Source organism: Pseudaeromonas sharmana (assembly GCF_042649925.1).
GTDB classification, from domain to species: domain Bacteria; phylum Pseudomonadota; class Gammaproteobacteria; order Enterobacterales; family Aeromonadaceae; genus Pseudaeromonas; species Pseudaeromonas sharmana.
The window spans coordinates 243,058-259,067 of the sequence record NZ_JBHSAF010000002.1 but is presented as its reverse complement, the minus strand read 5'-3'; the positions used below and the strand labels follow the sequence as shown (position 1 = coordinate 259,067).

Annotated in this window: 15 protein-coding genes and 2 pseudogenes; 3 read left to right on the top strand and 14 right to left on the bottom strand. The window is 52.4% G+C overall.

Features of this window, described 5'->3' with window-relative positions; genetic code table 11:
• Nucleotides 1–5: 5 nt before the first annotated feature.
• The 12 genes and pseudogenes from cyoA to ACFOSS_RS04660 all read right to left on the bottom strand — a co-directional run bounded on the left by cyoA (nucleotide 6) and on the right by ACFOSS_RS04660 (nucleotide 10,867).
• Nucleotides 6–950: a ubiquinol oxidase subunit II gene (gene cyoA, locus ACFOSS_RS04710; RefSeq protein ID WP_377150930.1), complete on the bottom strand. Its 945-nt coding sequence runs from the start codon at nucleotides 948–950 to the stop codon at nucleotides 6–8.
• Between the two features lie 204 nt (nucleotides 951–1,154).
• Nucleotides 1,155–1,970 carry a substrate-binding periplasmic protein gene (locus ACFOSS_RS04705; RefSeq protein WP_377150929.1) on the bottom strand — a complete coding sequence of 272 codons (816 nt, stop codon included), beginning with the start codon at nucleotides 1,968–1,970 and terminating at the stop codon, nucleotides 1,155–1,157.
• A 205-nt stretch (nucleotides 1,971–2,175) separates the two neighbouring features.
• The gene (locus ACFOSS_RS04700; RefSeq protein WP_377150928.1) at nucleotides 2,176–3,252 is read right to left on the bottom strand and encodes a protein-glutamate methylesterase/protein-glutamine glutaminase; all 1,077 of its coding nucleotides are present in this window, start codon (nucleotides 3,250–3,252) and stop codon (nucleotides 2,176–2,178) included.
• Nucleotides 3,243–3,734 carry a chemotaxis protein CheD gene (locus ACFOSS_RS04695; RefSeq protein WP_377150926.1) on the bottom strand — a complete coding sequence of 164 codons (492 nt, stop codon included), beginning with the start codon at nucleotides 3,732–3,734 and terminating at the stop codon, nucleotides 3,243–3,245. Before ACFOSS_RS04695 ends, ACFOSS_RS04700 begins: the two co-directional genes overlap by 10 nt.
• On the bottom strand, nucleotides 3,734–4,543 hold the full coding sequence (locus ACFOSS_RS04690; RefSeq protein ID WP_377150924.1) for a CheR family methyltransferase: 810 nt from the start codon (nucleotides 4,541–4,543) through the stop codon (nucleotides 3,734–3,736). The genes ACFOSS_RS04695 and ACFOSS_RS04690 overlap by 1 nt, the downstream gene beginning before the upstream one ends.
• 4 nt (nucleotides 4,544–4,547) lie before the next feature.
• Nucleotides 4,548–5,072 carry a chemotaxis protein CheW gene (locus tag ACFOSS_RS04685; protein WP_377150922.1) on the bottom strand — a complete coding sequence of 175 codons (525 nt, stop codon included), beginning with the start codon at nucleotides 5,070–5,072 and terminating at the stop codon, nucleotides 4,548–4,550.
• A gap of 11 nt (nucleotides 5,073–5,083) precedes the next feature.
• Nucleotides 5,084–5,917: pseudogene (locus tag ACFOSS_RS16765) on the bottom strand (methyl-accepting chemotaxis protein); the annotation flags it as partial.
• Between the two features lie 255 nt (nucleotides 5,918–6,172).
• Nucleotides 6,173–6,709 (bottom strand): annotated as a pseudogene (locus ACFOSS_RS16760) (MCP four helix bundle domain-containing protein); the annotation flags it as partial.
• A gap of 39 nt (nucleotides 6,710–6,748) precedes the next feature.
• Entirely contained in the window at nucleotides 6,749–8,914 is a 2,166-nt protein-coding gene (locus ACFOSS_RS04675) for a chemotaxis protein CheA (protein WP_377150920.1), read from the bottom strand.
• Between the two features lie 12 nt (nucleotides 8,915–8,926).
• Nucleotides 8,927–9,232, bottom strand: coding sequence for an STAS domain-containing protein (locus ACFOSS_RS04670; protein ID WP_377150918.1), 306 nt, complete (start codon nucleotides 9,230–9,232; stop codon nucleotides 8,927–8,929).
• Between the two features lie 12 nt (nucleotides 9,233–9,244).
• Nucleotides 9,245–9,610: a response regulator gene (locus ACFOSS_RS04665; protein ID WP_377150916.1), complete on the bottom strand. Its 366-nt coding sequence runs from the start codon at nucleotides 9,608–9,610 to the stop codon at nucleotides 9,245–9,247.
• Between the two features lie 27 nt (nucleotides 9,611–9,637).
• Complete coding sequence (locus tag ACFOSS_RS04660; protein WP_377150915.1) at nucleotides 9,638–10,867, bottom strand: methyl-accepting chemotaxis protein; 1,230 nt, start codon at nucleotides 10,865–10,867, stop codon at nucleotides 9,638–9,640.
• Nucleotides 10,868–11,181: 314 nt separating this feature from the next.
• Between ACFOSS_RS04660 and hfq the strand changes: the two genes are divergently transcribed.
• On the top strand, nucleotides 11,182–11,541 hold the full coding sequence (gene hfq / locus ACFOSS_RS04655; RefSeq protein WP_377150914.1) for an RNA chaperone Hfq: 360 nt from the start codon (nucleotides 11,182–11,184) through the stop codon (nucleotides 11,539–11,541).
• A gap of 252 nt (nucleotides 11,542–11,793) precedes the next feature.
• On the opposite strand, the gene ACFOSS_RS04650 is transcribed toward hfq, so the two are convergent.
• Complete coding sequence (locus ACFOSS_RS04650) at nucleotides 11,794–12,393, bottom strand: HAD family hydrolase (protein WP_377150994.1); 600 nt, start codon at nucleotides 12,391–12,393, stop codon at nucleotides 11,794–11,796.
• A gap of 73 nt (nucleotides 12,394–12,466) precedes the next feature.
• The gene (gene dapA / locus ACFOSS_RS04645; protein ID WP_377150912.1) at nucleotides 12,467–13,339 is read right to left on the bottom strand and encodes a 4-hydroxy-tetrahydrodipicolinate synthase; all 873 of its coding nucleotides are present in this window, start codon (nucleotides 13,337–13,339) and stop codon (nucleotides 12,467–12,469) included.
• Nucleotides 13,340–13,620: 281 nt separating this feature from the next.
• On the opposite strand from dapA, the gene rsmC reads away from it, so the two are divergent.
• Both rsmC and glgC read left to right on the top strand, forming a co-directional pair.
• Nucleotides 13,621–14,658, top strand: a complete 1,038-nt coding sequence (gene rsmC / locus ACFOSS_RS04640) for a 16S rRNA (guanine(1207)-N(2))-methyltransferase RsmC (protein ID WP_377150911.1) — start codon at nucleotides 13,621–13,623, stop codon at nucleotides 14,656–14,658.
• Between the two features lie 132 nt (nucleotides 14,659–14,790).
• On the top strand, nucleotides 14,791–16,008 hold the full coding sequence (gene glgC / locus ACFOSS_RS04635; RefSeq protein WP_377150910.1) for a glucose-1-phosphate adenylyltransferase: 1,218 nt from the start codon (nucleotides 14,791–14,793) through the stop codon (nucleotides 16,006–16,008).
• The last annotated feature ends 2 nt before the right edge of the window (nucleotides 16,009–16,010 follow it).

The window sequence follows — 16,010 nt, the reverse complement described above, 5'->3', positions numbered from 1 at the left end:
CGTCTCTATTCCCCGCTCGCATGTTGTGCGTGCATGTCATTCATGCCGCTGTCGTGATGCATCATGTCATGCCCGTCATGCATCGGTTCAGCACCACTGGCTGGCGTTCCGTGAGACATAAACTGTGCGACTATGCTGTCATACAGCTTGCCCTCAACCGTGCCGTAGTAAGTCACAGCATGATTCTGTGTCGGTTTGGCCAGCGTTTGGTAATCAGCCATCTTCAGCGTCAAAGGCGATTGCCTGGCTTGATTGATCCAGGCATCAAATGCCTCGGGCGAAACGGCTTCAGCACTGAACTTCATGCCAGAAAAACCATGACCGCTGTAATTGGCAGAAATACCTTTATAGACCCCTTCATGATTGGCAATAAGATTCAGATGATTGCGCATCCCCGCCATCGCATAAATCTGGCTTCCCAACTGGGGGATAAAAAATGAGTTCATCACCGAGCCGGATGTGACCTCAAAATGGATGGGGACATTCGCCGGGAAAGTAATGTGATTGACGGTAGCAATGCCTTGTTCCGGATAGATGAATAGCCATTTCCAATCCAGAGAGACAGCTTGAATTACCATAGGCTTGGCATCCGAAGTCAGCGGATGGCGTGGGTCAAGAGAATGGGTCGTACGCCAGGTCAAGATACCTAATATGATGATGATGATACAGGGAACACCCCATACAACCGCCTCAATCAGATTCGAGTGCGACCATTCAGGCTTATAAGTTGCCTCTTTGTTGGATGCACGGTAACGCCATGCAAACCAGATCGTCATGATGAAGACTGGGATGACCACAATCAGCATCAATCCTAGCGCCGTTAGAATCAGTGACCGCTGCTCCAACCCAACCTCTCCTTTCGGATCCAGCAAGGCCATATCGCAACCAGTCAGCAGCAGGGGGGCCAGCGCCAGCATCCATGCTCTGAGCTTGCTTTGTTTTCCTCTCATTTAACGACTCCCATGAGGTCTCAATGTCGTTTCAGTTATCTAAGCAGGACTACTTAAGATACTAGGCGGGAGAGGGTAACCTGTTTTTTTAATTTGTTAACATTTTGTTTTATTTTTTTTGTAATTTTGATGCCGGTTCAAAAAAATCAACGCTGCAGGAATTTACTGATCGCCTGCGCGGTAGTGAGCAGTTCAAAAATAACGCTACTTTGCACCCAGCGCCCAAGGGTGAAAATAACTATCAGCCATACGCTTAATCCAGCCTTCGGCGACCAGAGTCGTCAATGCTGAGTCGAGTCTAGCTATCTCGTTTTCGATCCCGGCAGCCTTGCTGTAGCCAATGTATAATGCAACACCCTGATTAGGTTGATAATCAGTTTTGATGATCCGCCCCACTAAGCCTGACTGGGTAAGCGCATAATCAACTTGGCAATCCGAACCGATAAAGACCTGATCACGCCCCTTTAGCAGCTTGCCTGGCAACTGGCTTTCATTGAGGACAGGATCCTTGCGCAAGCGTCGATCACTGTCGAAGGGTTCAAAATAAACGGAACCTCTGACATAACCGATCTCCACTCCCTCGAGATCCTGATAACGGCGGATCCTTTCAGCCAATGCCGGCAACGCATAGAACGCCACTGAACAATGATAGTAAGGTTGACTCAGGTAGCCTATGAACCGCTCTCGCTCCGGTGTTTTCGCAATCCCGGTAATCAAATCGATTCTCCCGGTCTTAAGATCCTGCAATGCCCTGGCAAACGGATAACGCAGCAAATAAATCTCAACGCCACTGCGGGCGGCCAACTCCTGTAACAACTCTTTATCAATACCATCAAAACCCGAATCAGAACTCACCGACCCAGTATCGATGATGAAGGGGGGCCAGTCATCCATTGCGGCAAATAACTTAGCCTTGGCAACAGCCTGCTCAAAGAAAAGTGCATGCAGGATAATCCACGTCATGAGGAGATGCACAACACGTCGCCGCATCAACCTTTCGTCATGCGCTTTATCGACCATACCGACCTCGGATTCCGGCTCTTACATCAGGTATACATTAGTTCTGCTTCAAGCAAAGCTCTAGCATTGAGCATAACCGGCTGTTGCGAGCTTGTCTTATCCGACTCGGCAGTTAAATCAGAGGATGCTCACCTCACACATATGAGTGGAGAGTCCTTCCAGAGAGCGACATGTCGTGTTTCTGTGTTGCAATCCCGCAAAGCGACTAGCGCTGGCGGCCTATTCCCTGTCGGGCGAAATTCATGATATCTACGGGAAAACTTGAGAGTGGATGCACCGCTACGGCAGCCCCCATGCGAATCGCCTCCTTTGGCATGCCAAACACTACACAGCTGGCTTCATCCTGCGCCAGTGTCATAGCGCCGGCCTCACGCATGGCCAGCAAGCCCCGGGCACCATCGTCTCCCATTCCGGTCATGATAATCCCCAACACGTTAGGGCCTCCGGCCTTCGCCGCAGAACGAAACAGTACATCAACCGACGGTTTATGACGATTCACCGGTGGGCCATCCAGAACTTCAACGATGTAATGGGCACCACTACGATGTAATTGTAGGTGGCGGCCACCCGGAGCAATCAGGGCCAGACCATCAATTACACGATCGGCATTCTTCGCTTCTCTGACCTCAATGGCACATAACTGATTGAGTCGTTCCGCAAAGGCGGCAGTAAATTTTTCCGGCATATGTTGAACCACCACAATACCTGGTGCATCAGCAGGTAAAACGCTCAAGACGTTTTCCAGTGCTTGTGTTCCACCCGTCGACGTACCGATCGCAATCACTCTGTCAGTGGTATGAGTGACAGCCATTGGACTGTCATGCAGTTTGATATTCACCGGTGCTTGACGCGTATTCGGTGATGCGACATTCAGCGCCTTTGCACCTGCAGCCTCCCGAACTGCTCGCAATAGATCTGCGGCAATACTCTCCAAGTGCTGGCGCACCCCCAGTTTGGCCTTTGCAAACACGGCAACTGCACCTGCGGACAGGGCCTCCAGCGTCAAACTGGCACCGGCCTCAGTCAAAGAAGAACAGATCACAACCGGCGTTGGGTGCGTAGCCATGAGCTGTCGTAAAAACGTCAGGCCATCCATCCTTGGCATTTCGACATCCAGCAAAATCACATCTGGCCACTGTTGCTGCATCTTAGGCAACGCCGAAATCGGGTCTGCAGCAATGCCGATTAACGTCATATCGGGCTGGCTTTGAATGACCTCGGTCATAAACTGCCTAACCAACGCCGAGTCATCCACCACGAACACACGGGTTTTTACAGACATGATTCTACCCCGCTTTTACCATCCGCCTCTCGGTCCAGATATTGAATCTGGTACTGCCCATTCTGCCCATTGAACAACAATTTTCGATGTATGCCTCCGCCTGTATCCTCGGCATTCAGGGTGAGGCCGATCCGCCGCAACTCATTATGCATGCAGGTAATATTCTTGTAGCCAACGCTAAGCTCCCGTTGCTGACAGTGGAAAAATTGCGAGCTACCGCCAAACAACCCCAGACGAAATGCATGCATTGAGAGCCCCTTGTCAATCGAGTCTGCGGTCCAGCGTTTTAACACAGCACAGGCATAGCGCAGATCCTGCTCATCCTCGGGATCACGACCAGGGAGCATGATATGCGTAGCCAGCGTCAATCGGAGCTCCGGCTGCCAGGCCATAAGGGCAACGCAGGAGCCAAGTACTATTGATACAGGCTCATCAATACGTGCAAACAGATAATCACCTGGTCCGAGAAATACCATGACCATCAGCCTTCCTTGTAATAAACCGCCGAGCCACAGGAGGTCAGAGGTAAGTTCAAACCATACAAACTTTCCGAATGCCCGATGAACAAATAACCTCCCGGTTGCAAACGCGATATCACCCTGGATACCAGCTCCCGCTTCCCCGTCTGGTCGAAGTAAATCAGGATATTGCGTAAAAAAATCACATCAAACATTGGCATGTCGGGAGGAAGCGCATCATTCAGATTGATACAGCGAAAACTCACTCTTTGTCGAAGCAGCGCTTGGATTTGCAAATAACCGTCCATGCTGCCAACACCTTTGAGACAGTATTTTCGCAGCATTTCCTCTGGTATGGCTTTGGCTCTGGAGAGCGGATAAATACCGGACTGTGCTGTCTCCAATACATGGCGACACAGATCCGAACCGACCAAACTCCAGCTATTCGAACACGGCAATAGGGAGTCCAACAGCATTGCTAACGAGTAAACCTCTTCCCCCGAGGAACATGCGGCGCTCCAGATACGCAGCGGTGAAGATTCTCGGTCGAGCAAGTAAGCACGCAAAAAATGAAAGTGGCCCTCCTCGCGGAAAAAGAACGTTTCGTTGGTGGTCAGCAAGTCTACTGCCAATCGACGCTCTTCATGCTGTTCTGGCCTCTGCAGTAACAGGACATAGTCACGAAACGTCTCAAGGCCCAGTGCTCTGAGACGTTTGATTAACCGGCCCGCCACCAATTGCTTCTTGTGGTGAGCCATCGTAATGCCCGAGACATGGCGCATAAGATCCCGCACCTGACCAAAATCAGTATCTGTCATTTGCGGAAGATCCATGGTGCTAACCTGTCATTACGGGAGTCTGCAATTCGAGATCGGGGGTCAATGCCTCCATATCCAGCAATCGACCTGCTTTTAGCAAGATCAAGAAACCCTGTTCTCTCCGGGCCATTCCATGAATAAAGTCACTGCGAATGGCAGTTCCAAATGTCGGCGCTGGCTCAATTTGTCCCTGCTCAATATCCAGCACTTCATCCACGGCATCCACTACCAGCCCCACCAAATGCTGTGTCCCCTCACCACCCAATTCGAGGATGATGATGCAGGTACGGCGCCCCAGCACAGTTGCACCAGCCCCAAAACGCGCAGCCAAATCAACCACGGGCACAACGTTGCCACGCAGATTGATCACTCCTAGCACGTAACTTGGCATCATGGGTACTGCGGTCAGGTGACCGTATTCAATGATCTCCCGAACACTACTAATCGGAAGGGCGAGAGCTGTATTCATACAGCGGAATGAGAGGTGTTGACCCGAAACATTCCCCTCATCCATCTTGTTTGACAATGCGATCAACTCTTCCATCACAATGCCTCCTAAAACTGGACAAAACGCCCGTCCGGCAGATCATTGCCACCCGATATCCCTACCGCCGCTCTGCCACTATTGACGGTGTTTGAAACCTTCTTTTCGACGGGTTTTCCTCTTTGCTGTTCGCCCCCAACTCTGAAGTAACCAATGAGCTGCATCAATTGCGTTGCCTGGGCGTTCATCTCCTCCGCCGTCGCAGCTAACTCCTCCGAAGACGAAGCGCTTTGTTGGGTAATCTGGTTTAGTTGATTCATCGCTATGTTGATTTGACCGACGCCGGAGCTCTGCTCTTGGGAGGCAGCCGTAATCTCCTGCACCAAATCGGAGGTTTTTTGAATATCCGGCACCAGCTGGTCAAACAGCGAGCCCGCTTGCTCAGCCAAGGCCACACTGTTGCTGGCAACCTCGCCAATCTCTTGCGCGGCCACCTGGCTGCGTTCGGCTAATTTTCTGACTTCAGCTGCGACCACAGCAAAGCCTTTACCATGATCGCCTGCTCTGGCTGCTTCGATGGCTGCATTGAGGGCCAACAGATTAGTTTGATAGGCAATGTCGTCTATAATGCTTATTTTGTTGGCTATTTGCTTCATGGCGGCGACAGTATCCTTGACGGCGTCCCCACCCTTGAGCGCATCGTTAGCGGCTTTTGCGGAAATGCCATTGGTGATCTTTGCACTTTCTGTGTTCTGTGCAATCGAGGCCGACATCTGCTCCATCGATGCCGAGGTTTCCTCAACACTCGCAGCTTGCTCACTGGCCCCCTGACTCAGTGCTTGCGACGTTGCACTCACTTGTTCAGACGCGCTCGATAGTGCGTCGGCTGACGTACGAACTTCTCGCATCATGTGACCAAGACGATCAACCATCTCCTTGATGGCATACAACAGGGAGTTTCGATTGCGCTCATCTACCTGAATATTCAACTCCAGATCGCCGGCAGAGACCTTTCTTGTTATCTCAACAGCATAATCGGGTTCACCACCCAATTGATTGACAATCCGGTAGGCGATAAAGAACCCCAGCCCGATCCCGACGACAACACCACTCAAAATAGCCAACCCCATAATCCATGAGCTTTTGTCATACAACGCTTGTGACGCTTCAGCCTGTTCTTGAGCTCGTTTGACCTTCTGATCACTAATTCGATTTACCTGAGCCATCATTTCTTGAATCGACTTGGCAAACCCTTCCTCCAGATACTGATTGGAAGGTGAAGCCGCTCTCAAGGGCTCGGACTGGATCAGTTGGATCGTCTTTTCGATACCCGATTTATACTCTGGCCAAATGCGATCGAACTCGACAAACAGAGCTTTTCCTTCTGCCGAGACAAACTTGGGTCTGGCTTTGGCAATCGCGCCCTGAATACCTTCCAAATTCTTCATGGTGATCTGCAGGTATTGATCTCGCCGCTGCTGTGTTTCAGCCAGCATAGCCGCCCGGAGATAACGCCCGGTGGCTAGCATGTCACTGCGTGCATCCATCGCCGACGACATTCCGAGAAACTCTTTCTCGTACATTCTGACCGCCATATCGTTGATGGAACGCATATTCAAATAGCCCACCAGTCCGACACTCCCGGCAATCAATGACATCAGGATAAATGCCAGCAACAGCCGGGTCCTCAGCTTCATTTTTGTCAACATGCTCATGCTTCTCTCCCGTCTCTTTGATTATGTGTTCTGGACTGTCTGCGCAGCGGCCAGCATCTCGTGGACATGCTGCAACATGCCAGGGATGTCCAGAATCAACGCCACCTGCCCGGATCCCAGGATGCTGGAACCACTGATATCACGCAGTCGAGTAAACACCTGTCCCAGTGGTTTGATGACGATCTGCTGCTCACCTAGCAGTTGATCCACAATCAGCCCCAATTGCTGTTTGCCATGACTGACGACCACAATGTTCTCTCGTTTGGCCGTTGGACCATCAATGGCAAAATGATGACGCAGGTTGATGATCGGTAACGGGTGCCCTCTAAGCTCACGGTAACTGTATTTTTGCTGGCTATTGATACCGGCCGCGTCAAGACACTCGGTCACCATATCCAGAGGTATCACCAGAGGGGTATGGCCGACATTGACCAGGAAGCCATCGATAATGGCAAGAGTCAGAGGCAAACGGATGCGAACGCAGCAACCTTTCCCCGGCTGCGAATCCAGTTCGATGGTGCCACGCAGGGCCTCAACATTCCGTCGCACCACATCCATTCCCACGCCGCGACCCGACAAATTGCTCACAGTTTCAGCAGTGGAAAAACCCGGTTCGAAAATAAGCTGATATGTTGCTGATTCGTCGAGTATGGCCTCATCGGATAACAAACCTTTTTGAATCGCCTTCTGTCGAATGCGCTCTGCATCCAATCCGCGACCGTCATCCTGCACCTCAATGACAATGCTCCCTGACTCATGAAACGCATTAAGTCGTAGTGTGCCGTGCTCACTTTTACCGCGAGTCAGACGCTCTTGAGGGGTCTCCAAGCCATGATCCAAGGCATTTCTGACCAAATGTGTAAGGGGTTCACTTATGCGATCAACGACAGACTTGTCGAGTTCCGTCTCCGCCCCCTCAATTTTGAGTACTATTTGTTTTCCAAGCTCCTGACTCGCATCTCGCACAAGCCGTTGGAAACGCAAGAACGTCTCACCGATCTCGACCATCCGCAGACGCAATGCGGACTCCCGAATCTGTTCCACATGGCGATTAATGGCAGAAACTGACGCCAGCAACTCGCTATCGGCCCGTCCTCGCGCCAACATTTCGCCACCGGCTGCTGCAATGACAAGCTCACCGACCAAATTGATCAATTCGTCCAGTTTGCCGGCCGAGACCTTGATAAAAGCGCTATCGGTATGCTTCTTATCTCGACTGGCCTGCTGTTTAATGAGCGCCTGCTCCACGGCTACCGCTGGGACAACACCATCCTGAACCAGCACCTCGCCCAGTTTTCCAGCCTCTGGGTCGTTAATCTGATGTGCCAATCCTTCTGCCAATTCATTAGCAGTCAACAAGCCACTGGCAATCAGAATCTCACCTAATAACTGCTGTTCATCAGGCAATGACATCATCAGTTGCAGATAGTCTTGCAAGCGACTGTCTGGCGGTAAGATCCGCAATGTGGATAACTCACGAATGAAATCGAAAACGCCTTCAATCTCTTCTTTGCTAGCCTCTGAGACCAAATCCAGCTCAAGGCCGAGATAACATAGCTCTGCCTGATAGTCACTCCAGGCAGGCAAATGCTGATGAATCACCTGCAGATGTACAACCTGTCCTAACTTGCCGAGATAGCGAATGAAAGATGCGGGATCAAATCCGAATTCAAACAGTGTCGGATCGCATCGTAGCGAGATATGCCAACTCTCCGCAGCCCGGACGTGCTCTTCTCTGGCGATATTGACCAAAGACTCGTCGACCATGGCTGGATGGTTATCCAATGAATCAGGCGCTAAGGCCTGAATTTGTTGAAACTGTTCGGCAAAAATACGGGTCAAAGGAGAAGGTTCTTCTCCTGCGGCAAGCCGCTCAAGCTCACCGGACAACACGTCTAGCCCTTGCAGCAGCACGGATATCTGTTCTCTGGTTAGGCGCTGTTCAGCATCCCTGACCCGCATGATCAAATTTTCCTGGTGATGAGCAAAGGCGACAAACTCCTCCAGCGAAAATAGGCCTGCCGAGCCCTTGAGCGTATGCACGGCACGAAACAAGCCATTAATTAAATCCGGATCCGTGTCGCCTTCATCCATCGCCAGCAGCGCAGACTCAGCTTGGCGGGTTAATTCCCGGCCTTCCTCGATAAAATTGGCAAGCAGTTGTCCCCATTGTTCCTGACTGAACATGCAGCACCTCGCTCAATGCTCGGACAAAATGATGTGGTCGCCGAAAAAGGGAACCAGGTGGTATACATCCAAAAGTTCGATCACCGATGGCGAGTGGTTACGCATTGTGAGTCGTGAACCCAAGCTTTTGCGCAAGACCATCAACAACTGCAGGCCTGCGGTGTCGATGTCATCTACCGCTGACAGGTCAATCACCAATTGCTCCTGCTCCAGCGGATATTGCTGCAACTGTTGTTGATACTCCGCCACTTCATAGATTGTCAGTGCGCCAGAGAAGCTGGCCAGTATGGCTTCGCCGTCCATTCCGATCTGCAACATCGCGACCTCCGCCTACATGAGCAGCTTTTCAACTGCAGCCAATAACTGAGGAGGCTGAAATGGCTTAACGATCCAGGCTCGGGCACCTGCAGCCTGGCCTTCCTTCTTCTTGCTGTCCTGACTTTCCGTCGTCAGCATGACCACAGGCGTGAACTTATGCTCAGGTTTGGTTTTAAGTGTCTTCAAAAAAGTAATGCCATCCATATTTGGCATGTTCACATCACTGATGATCAGGTTGACTCTCTGACCGGTAAGTTTGTTCAACGCATCCACGCCATCACAGGCATCAATCACGCCATATCCTTGTGATGTCAGCGCGGCCTTGACCAGTTGGCGTATTGAAAGTGAGTCATCGACTATCAATATGGTCTTGCTCATAGGACTGCCCTCATCCAGCCAGCGACGTTAAAAAAACGTCACTTCATTTTTGTTAGTCAGGTTGGCTACCCGTCCAAGATGCTCTTCATCCGTGGTGAATCGCTGTCTGAACTGCCGCTCCCAGACACTCAGATCAAAGTCACCGTCCAGGTCTTGCAGCATGATGTGATGAATTTCCGCCAAATCCGTTTGCAGGTGCGCCAGAATCTGACAAACGCGATCCTGAAATTGCAGTTTCACCATAATTTGGCTGATGCTGTGTTCGCTTTCCTGAGAGAGCCCGTGCAGACGCTCTCCGGCTTGTTGCAGCAAGACTATCTCTTCACCAAGATGACGCACGACCTGATCGACCGTTTGATCCAGCATGGTTAAATTTTGATCATCGGTCTTCACGAGGCTATCTGCTGCATCAATGGTGGCGCTGATGGCCTGAGTGATCAGTTCAACCTTACGAGCGATATCGCGTCCGGTCTCACCAGACTGAGATGACAGAGTTCTAACCTCATCGGCAACCACCGCAAAACCGCGCCCTGCTTCTCCGGCCCTAGCCGCTTCAATCGCAGCATTGAGCGCCAGCAGGTTGGTCTGGCTGGCAATTTTTTGCACGGCTGTCGCCATACTTTTGAGCTCCTGCATATAGCTGCTGAGTTCGGCTATGGTCTGTTGCAGTTCTAGCTTGTAACTTTTTGCGCCATTGAATGCGGCAATGACACCTGCCAGAGCCTGATTGGTATCGTGCAAGACCGCCGTGATGGAACTCTTCTCATCCCGCAGCCCTGCTTGTCCAAACAACCCGGAGTTAGTCTGGTTCTCTTCTTGTAAACGCCCCATCAGTTGAGTGAATGCATGCACAAGCTGTTCAATGTTCTGCTGAACTAGCTCAGAAACGACATTTAACTGTCGCTGCCAGGCATCCAATACGGCCGGCAGTTGCGTCATCAACTCATCTGGTGCTGGAGTCTGAGGAGCATCGATAGTCTCGGCGACGACGGGTGAATCACTTAAGCGCCTTAGCTCTCCTGCAACGGGGACCAGCGACAACATTGCCAGCAGAACAAATACCGATGCCATCGGCCAATACCACCAACCCACAACCAAGGCGAGCATTCCGAATACGAAAGAGACCGATAACCAACGCATGACACCCCTCCCATCCATGTCTCTTGGCAACGAAACAACGAGACATTCCTTCGAAATCTTAGGAAGAAATCCGCCACCCCAAGAGGGTGCGACCACCATTTGTGATGGGAGTCTCATGAGTTCGATCAGGCGCCTCGCTACGGCTCCATACTTAACCCTTTGTTATCACAATGATCGTTCCTAGCTATGGGCGAATATTATTGGCGACCATCTCTCCACACCCTGTTACTTTTGACAGGCCAATTGGAACGCCACCCAAATAGATCCAAAAGAAGCGCATCACGCCACGTAACGAGAGTCAAAAAACCCAAATGAGTCACATCCGTTAAGATTGCGCGTAAGGTCCCATTAAAAACACGCTATCGCTTTGACAAGCCGAATATTAATCGCGCAAAATCGAAAGAATTACCTACCCAGCGGGACGCATAAGAATGACAACCGAACAACAGAATTTCTCAACCCTCGAACAGGCCTTTTCCCTTGGGAATGGCCAGGACTCTGCCCTCAACTGGTTGAGAAAGAACCGTAGTCAGGTCGCCATCTTTCTAGTCAGCGGTATCAAGCTCGAAGGCAGCATCAGTGGTTTCGACCAATACAGCGTCTTGCTGACCGATGCCCATGGCAATCAGCAAATGATTTATAAAGCCAAAATTTCCACCATCGCCATGCTTGGTTCACGACCAGGTGGCAGCTTTCAGCGTCCGCGACGCCCGCCCCGCCCGGGCATGGAGCGGTCCGGTGGTTATGAGGAGCGCCGCAGCGCCCAGCCCTCGGCTGATGAACAGGAATGACGCGTTAAATAGCTGAAAAAGGGGCATTAGCCCCTTTTTCATTCATGGTTGCAGCAACTGACCTGCAAAGAGCACGTGACGGCCATGCAAGACCAGGTTGCTGTTTCGAAACAACAGAGCGCTCACTATTAGGCGCGGGATAGCACAAAGCTGCCGCGTCGGGGATGTCGCGGCAAAGCGCCCAGGATGGGTGCATGGCGTGTCAGCGAGTTCGACCTTATCGAGCTAGCATAAATAAAAAGGAGCCCCTGTTTAGGGATAGCGGACCCCGCTCCAATCTGGAACGCCATCAACCACCATTACACAGGCCATGCCGGCAGCCAGCGCGGCTTGACAGCCGATTTCGGTATCCTCAAACACCAGACAGTCCTCTGCCTTGACCTGCAGCAGGCGAGCCGCTTGCAAGAAGGTATCAGGAGCGGGCTTGTGCTCCAAGACATCGTCGGCAGCAACCACGGTATGAATGAAACGCCCGAGACCACTCTGTTCCAGGATACGTTCGGCATTGGCGTGTAACGAGCCGGTTCCGATAGCCATCGGCCAGTGGCCATGCGCCCGTTCAACTAAGCTCATCATCTCTGGAAATGGTGTCGCCGATGCGATACGCGCAACATAATGCGCCGTTTTCGTCGCCGCAACTTGCTGCGGATCCAGAGTCAAATTCTGTTGCGAGGCCAACTTGGCGGCAATCTTGCGGCTGGGTACGCCACCATGAGCATACAACCACTGAGCATCACACTGAAAGCCATACTCCTGCGCCGTCGCCATCCACGCGGCCAGATGCAAGGGCATGGAATCCACCAGCGTGCCGTCCATATCAAAAATCAGTGCCTTGAACCGTTCCAAAATCATGGAGACCTCTACCAATAACAAGGGGGAGTGATGCACTCCCCCTCGTGTCAATTGCTTAGCGCCAATGACAATATCAGATCAGCTCCAACTGCTCCATAACACTGCGGATCCGCGCCTTGGTTGCCTCGCTGAGCGGCATGACCGGAATTCGACATGTTTCGGTGCACAGTCCCAGCAATGAAGCCGCATATTTGGCCCCTGCCGGGCTAGGTTCGGCAAACATGGCCTGATGCAGCGGGATCAGGCGATCCTGCAATGCCTTGGCCTCGTCCCACTTACCCGCCAGCGTCAGTTCCTGAACCTGTGCGACCAGTTTAGGAGCCACGTTAGCCGTGACAGAGATACAGCCCGTACCACCGGAGACGTTATAAGCCACTGCAGTGGCATCTTCACCTGAGAGCCAAGTGAACGGCTTCTTGATCAGTTGCCTTTCGCTCCACGGGCGGGACAAATCACCGGTGGCATCCTTGACACCGATGATCCGTGGCAACTCGGCCAGGCGCGCCATGGTCGCAGGTTGAATATCCACAATGGCACGTGGCGGGATATTGTACAGAATGATCGGAATATTGGTTTCGTCGTGCAGCATCTTGAAGTGATGGAACAAACCATCCTGGTTCGGACGGTTGTAATAGCCGGCGACATGCAGGGTAGCATCCGCGCCTGCCCGCTCAGCCACACGGGTATATTCAATGGCCTCGATAGGGTTATTGGAACCAGCACCGGCAATGACGGGCACCCGACCTGCCGCTTGTTGAACCACCAGCTCAATGACCCGGCAATGTTCGTCATGAGACAGCGTCGGACTTTCACCCGTTGTTCCGACAGGCACTATGCCGTGGGTGCCCTGCTCAATATGCCATTCCACCATGCGGCACAATGCCGCCTCATCCAGGCGACCATCCCGAAACGGGGTAATCAATGCCACTATGGAACCCTGAATCATACCAACTCCTTGTCTGATGCTTGATATCCTGAAAAAAAACCCCGGTTACGGGCTGCGTAACCGGGGTTTAGCAATTTGGCACAGGCCAACAACGGATTACGCGTAAACGAAAATAGCCCCTGCTTTGAGAGGTTTTTTGAATTTTCGTTTCAAGGCGCAAAGTGTCATCTATAGCCGTATAAGTGTGCAATGAAACAGCATAGTTCTGCATCGACGGCGAAATGTCAAGCACGGCTCGGCTTGATGTATAATCGCCGCCCAGATCAATGAGGAGTGAACGCATGCCTTACGCCGAGAGTCCGGTAGCCCAGTTGCTGGAGCGCAATCTGTCCCTGTTTGCCGGGAAACGCCTGCTGATTGCCGGCTATCTTGAGGACAACTTCGTCCTGTCACTGCGTCATGAAGCTCGGAGCATCACCCTGTTCTGTAACGACTACCACAGGTATCTGGCACTGCAGGCGGCGGCTCCGGGAGCTGGAGTCACCCTGCAATTTGGGCATCAGCCGCAAGGACTGTCGGCAGACTATGATGCCTTGCTGTTACTACTGCCGAAGGCCAAGCGGGAAAGCCAGTACCTGCTTGCCTGCCTGGCGCCCTGGCTTACCCCCGAAGCAGAACTTTTTCTCGCCGGAGAGAACAGGGGCGGCATCAACGGCGCCGACAAACTGCTTGCGCCTTACTGCCAACAGTTCAATAAACTCGACAGCGCACGGCGCTGCAGTCTGGTGCATGGCCAGTTGAGTCATGCCGTAGCCCCCTTTAACATCGATGCTTGGGTGCAGCACTACCAACTACAGATCGACGGGCAACCGCTCACCGTATGCGCCCTGCCGGGGGTATTCAGCGCTGACGGGCTGGATGAGGGGTCGGCGCTGCTGCTCGAGCACGTGCCTGCGCTGCATGGCCGAGTGCTGGATCTGGGCTGTGGTGCCGGCGTCATCGGCGCCGTGCTCGCTCGCCGTTATCCCGCCATCCGTCTACAACTTTGCGACATCAATGCGTTGGCTCTGGAATCCAGTCGTAGAACGCTGGCTTGCAACGGCTTGCAGGGCGATGTGCTGGCCTCCGACATGTTGTCCGACGTGGCCGCCGGTCTAGATTATCTAATCACCAACCCACCGTTTCATGCCGGACTCAACACCCTGTACGCCCCCACAGAACAGATGATCACGGCCGCCCCGAGCCTCCTGGCACGTGGCGGGAAGATGCTGTTGGTTGCCAATGCCTTCCTGCGCTACCCGCCTTATCTGGATCGCGCATTCAAACAACAGCAGATCATCGCCGAAAATCGTAAATTCCGGCTATATCTCGCACAGTAACCACGGCTGAGGCTTAACAAGATCTCATCGGATCTGCTAGATTGCGAAAATGTACAAATTACCTCCACCTGCGCGGGGTAATTTTTTTATAATCGCAATGAAACCGTTTTCTTTTTTTAAGGACAGCGTGATATGGCAGGTGTATTGGCAATGATTCTGGCCGGGGGCGAAGGTACCCGACTCCAGCCGCTGACGGTGACGCGCAGCAAACCGTCCGTGCCTTTCGGCGGCAGCTATCGGTTGATTGATTTTGTTCTCAACAACTTCGTCAACTCGGACTTCCTGCGCATCTACGTCCTGACTCAGTTCAAGTCACAATCACTCTATCTGCACATGAAAAAAGGCTGGAATGTGAGTGGGATCAGCGGCCGCTTTATCGATCCGATTCCGGCACAGATGCGGATGGGGAAACGCTGGTATGACGGCACCGCCGATGCCATCTACCAAAATCTCGGCTTTATAGAGCTGACGGCACCAGATCATGTCTGCATCTTTGGCAGCGACCACATCTACAAGATGGATATCCGCCAGATGCTCGATTTCCACAAAGAAAAGCACGCAGTGCTGACCGTGGCGGCCATTCGGGTACCGATTGCCGAAGGCCGCAAGTTTGGCATCATTGAAGTTGATGCCAGCGGCCGGATGATCGGTTTCGAGGAGAAGCCGGTACACCCCAAACCGATTCCCGGCGATCCAGATCACGCCCTGGCATCGATGGGTAACTATGTCTTCGATACCCACACGCTGTTTTCCGAACTGACCGCCGATGCCGAAAACGAAGCCTCAAGCCATGACTTTGGCCGCGATATCATCCCGGATCTCTACCCGCGCGCCCCTGTCTATGTCTATGACTACGGCACCAACAAAGTAGAAGGCGAAAAAACCGGGGTCTATTGGCGCGATGTCGGCAATATCGATACCTACTGGCAAGCCCATATGGATCTGGTTAGTGACAATCCGCCATTTTCGCTCTACAACCGCAAGTGGCCACTGCATACCTATTACCCGCCCGTTCCGCCGGCGACCTTTATCGACACGCCGGAGCACAGGGCCAATATCTCTCACTCGTTGATCTCTGCCGGTTGTTACATTCAGGGCAGCACGATAGAGCGCAGCGTGTTAGGGTTCCGCTGCAATATCGCCTGCGGTTCCCATATCCAGGACTCCGTCCTGCTGGGTGACGTTAAAATTGGAGAGGGGTGCCGCTTGTTTCGCACCATTATTGATAAACATGTTGAAATTGCCCCCGGTGTCGTTATCGGGGAGAATCTGGCCCTTGATCGTGAACGGTTTACCGTATCCGAGCAGGGAATTGTTGTCGTGCCCAAAGGCGCCAGGATTGGTTTTTGATA

What these genes read in the sequence shown, in the direction of transcription:
- hfq (WP_377150914.1), top strand. Translation starts at nt 11,182, where the DNA reads ATGACAACCGAACAACAGAATTTCTCAACCCTCGAACAGGCCTTTTCC.
- ACFOSS_RS04705 (WP_377150929.1), bottom strand. Translation starts at nt 1,970, where the DNA reads ATGGTCGATAAAGCGCATGACGAAAGGTTGATGCGGCGACGTGTTGTG.
- ACFOSS_RS04670 (WP_377150918.1), bottom strand. Translation starts at nt 9,232, where the DNA reads ATGTTGCAGATCGGAATGGACGGCGAAGCCATACTGGCCAGCTTCTCT.
- ACFOSS_RS04695 (WP_377150926.1), bottom strand. Translation starts at nt 3,734, where the DNA reads ATGGTCATGGTATTTCTCGGACCAGGTGATTATCTGTTTGCACGTATT.
- cyoA (WP_377150930.1), bottom strand. Translation starts at nt 950, where the DNA reads ATGAGAGGAAAACAAAGCAAGCTCAGAGCATGGATGCTGGCGCTGGCC.
- ACFOSS_RS04660 (WP_377150915.1), bottom strand. Translation starts at nt 10,867, where the DNA reads ATGAGACTCCCATCACAAATGGTGGTCGCACCCTCTTGGGGTGGCGGA.
- ACFOSS_RS04665 (WP_377150916.1), bottom strand. Translation starts at nt 9,610, where the DNA reads ATGAGCAAGACCATATTGATAGTCGATGACTCACTTTCAATACGCCAA.
- ACFOSS_RS04650 (WP_377150994.1), bottom strand. Translation starts at nt 12,393, where the DNA reads ATGATTTTGGAACGGTTCAAGGCACTGATTTTTGATATGGACGGCACG.
- rsmC (WP_377150911.1), top strand. Translation starts at nt 13,621, where the DNA reads ATGCCTTACGCCGAGAGTCCGGTAGCCCAGTTGCTGGAGCGCAATCTG.
- ACFOSS_RS04685 (WP_377150922.1), bottom strand. Translation starts at nt 5,072, where the DNA reads ATGGAAGAGTTGATCGCATTGTCAAACAAGATGGATGAGGGGAATGTT.
- glgC (WP_377150910.1), top strand. Translation starts at nt 14,791, where the DNA reads ATGGCAGGTGTATTGGCAATGATTCTGGCCGGGGGCGAAGGTACCCGA.
- ACFOSS_RS04690 (WP_377150924.1), bottom strand. Translation starts at nt 4,543, where the DNA reads ATGGATCTTCCGCAAATGACAGATACTGATTTTGGTCAGGTGCGGGAT.
- ACFOSS_RS04675 (WP_377150920.1), bottom strand. Translation starts at nt 8,914, where the DNA reads ATGTTCAGTCAGGAACAATGGGGACAACTGCTTGCCAATTTTATCGAG.
- ACFOSS_RS04700 (WP_377150928.1), bottom strand. Translation starts at nt 3,252, where the DNA reads ATGTCTGTAAAAACCCGTGTGTTCGTGGTGGATGACTCGGCGTTGGTT.
- dapA (WP_377150912.1), bottom strand. Translation starts at nt 13,339, where the DNA reads ATGATTCAGGGTTCCATAGTGGCATTGATTACCCCGTTTCGGGATGGT.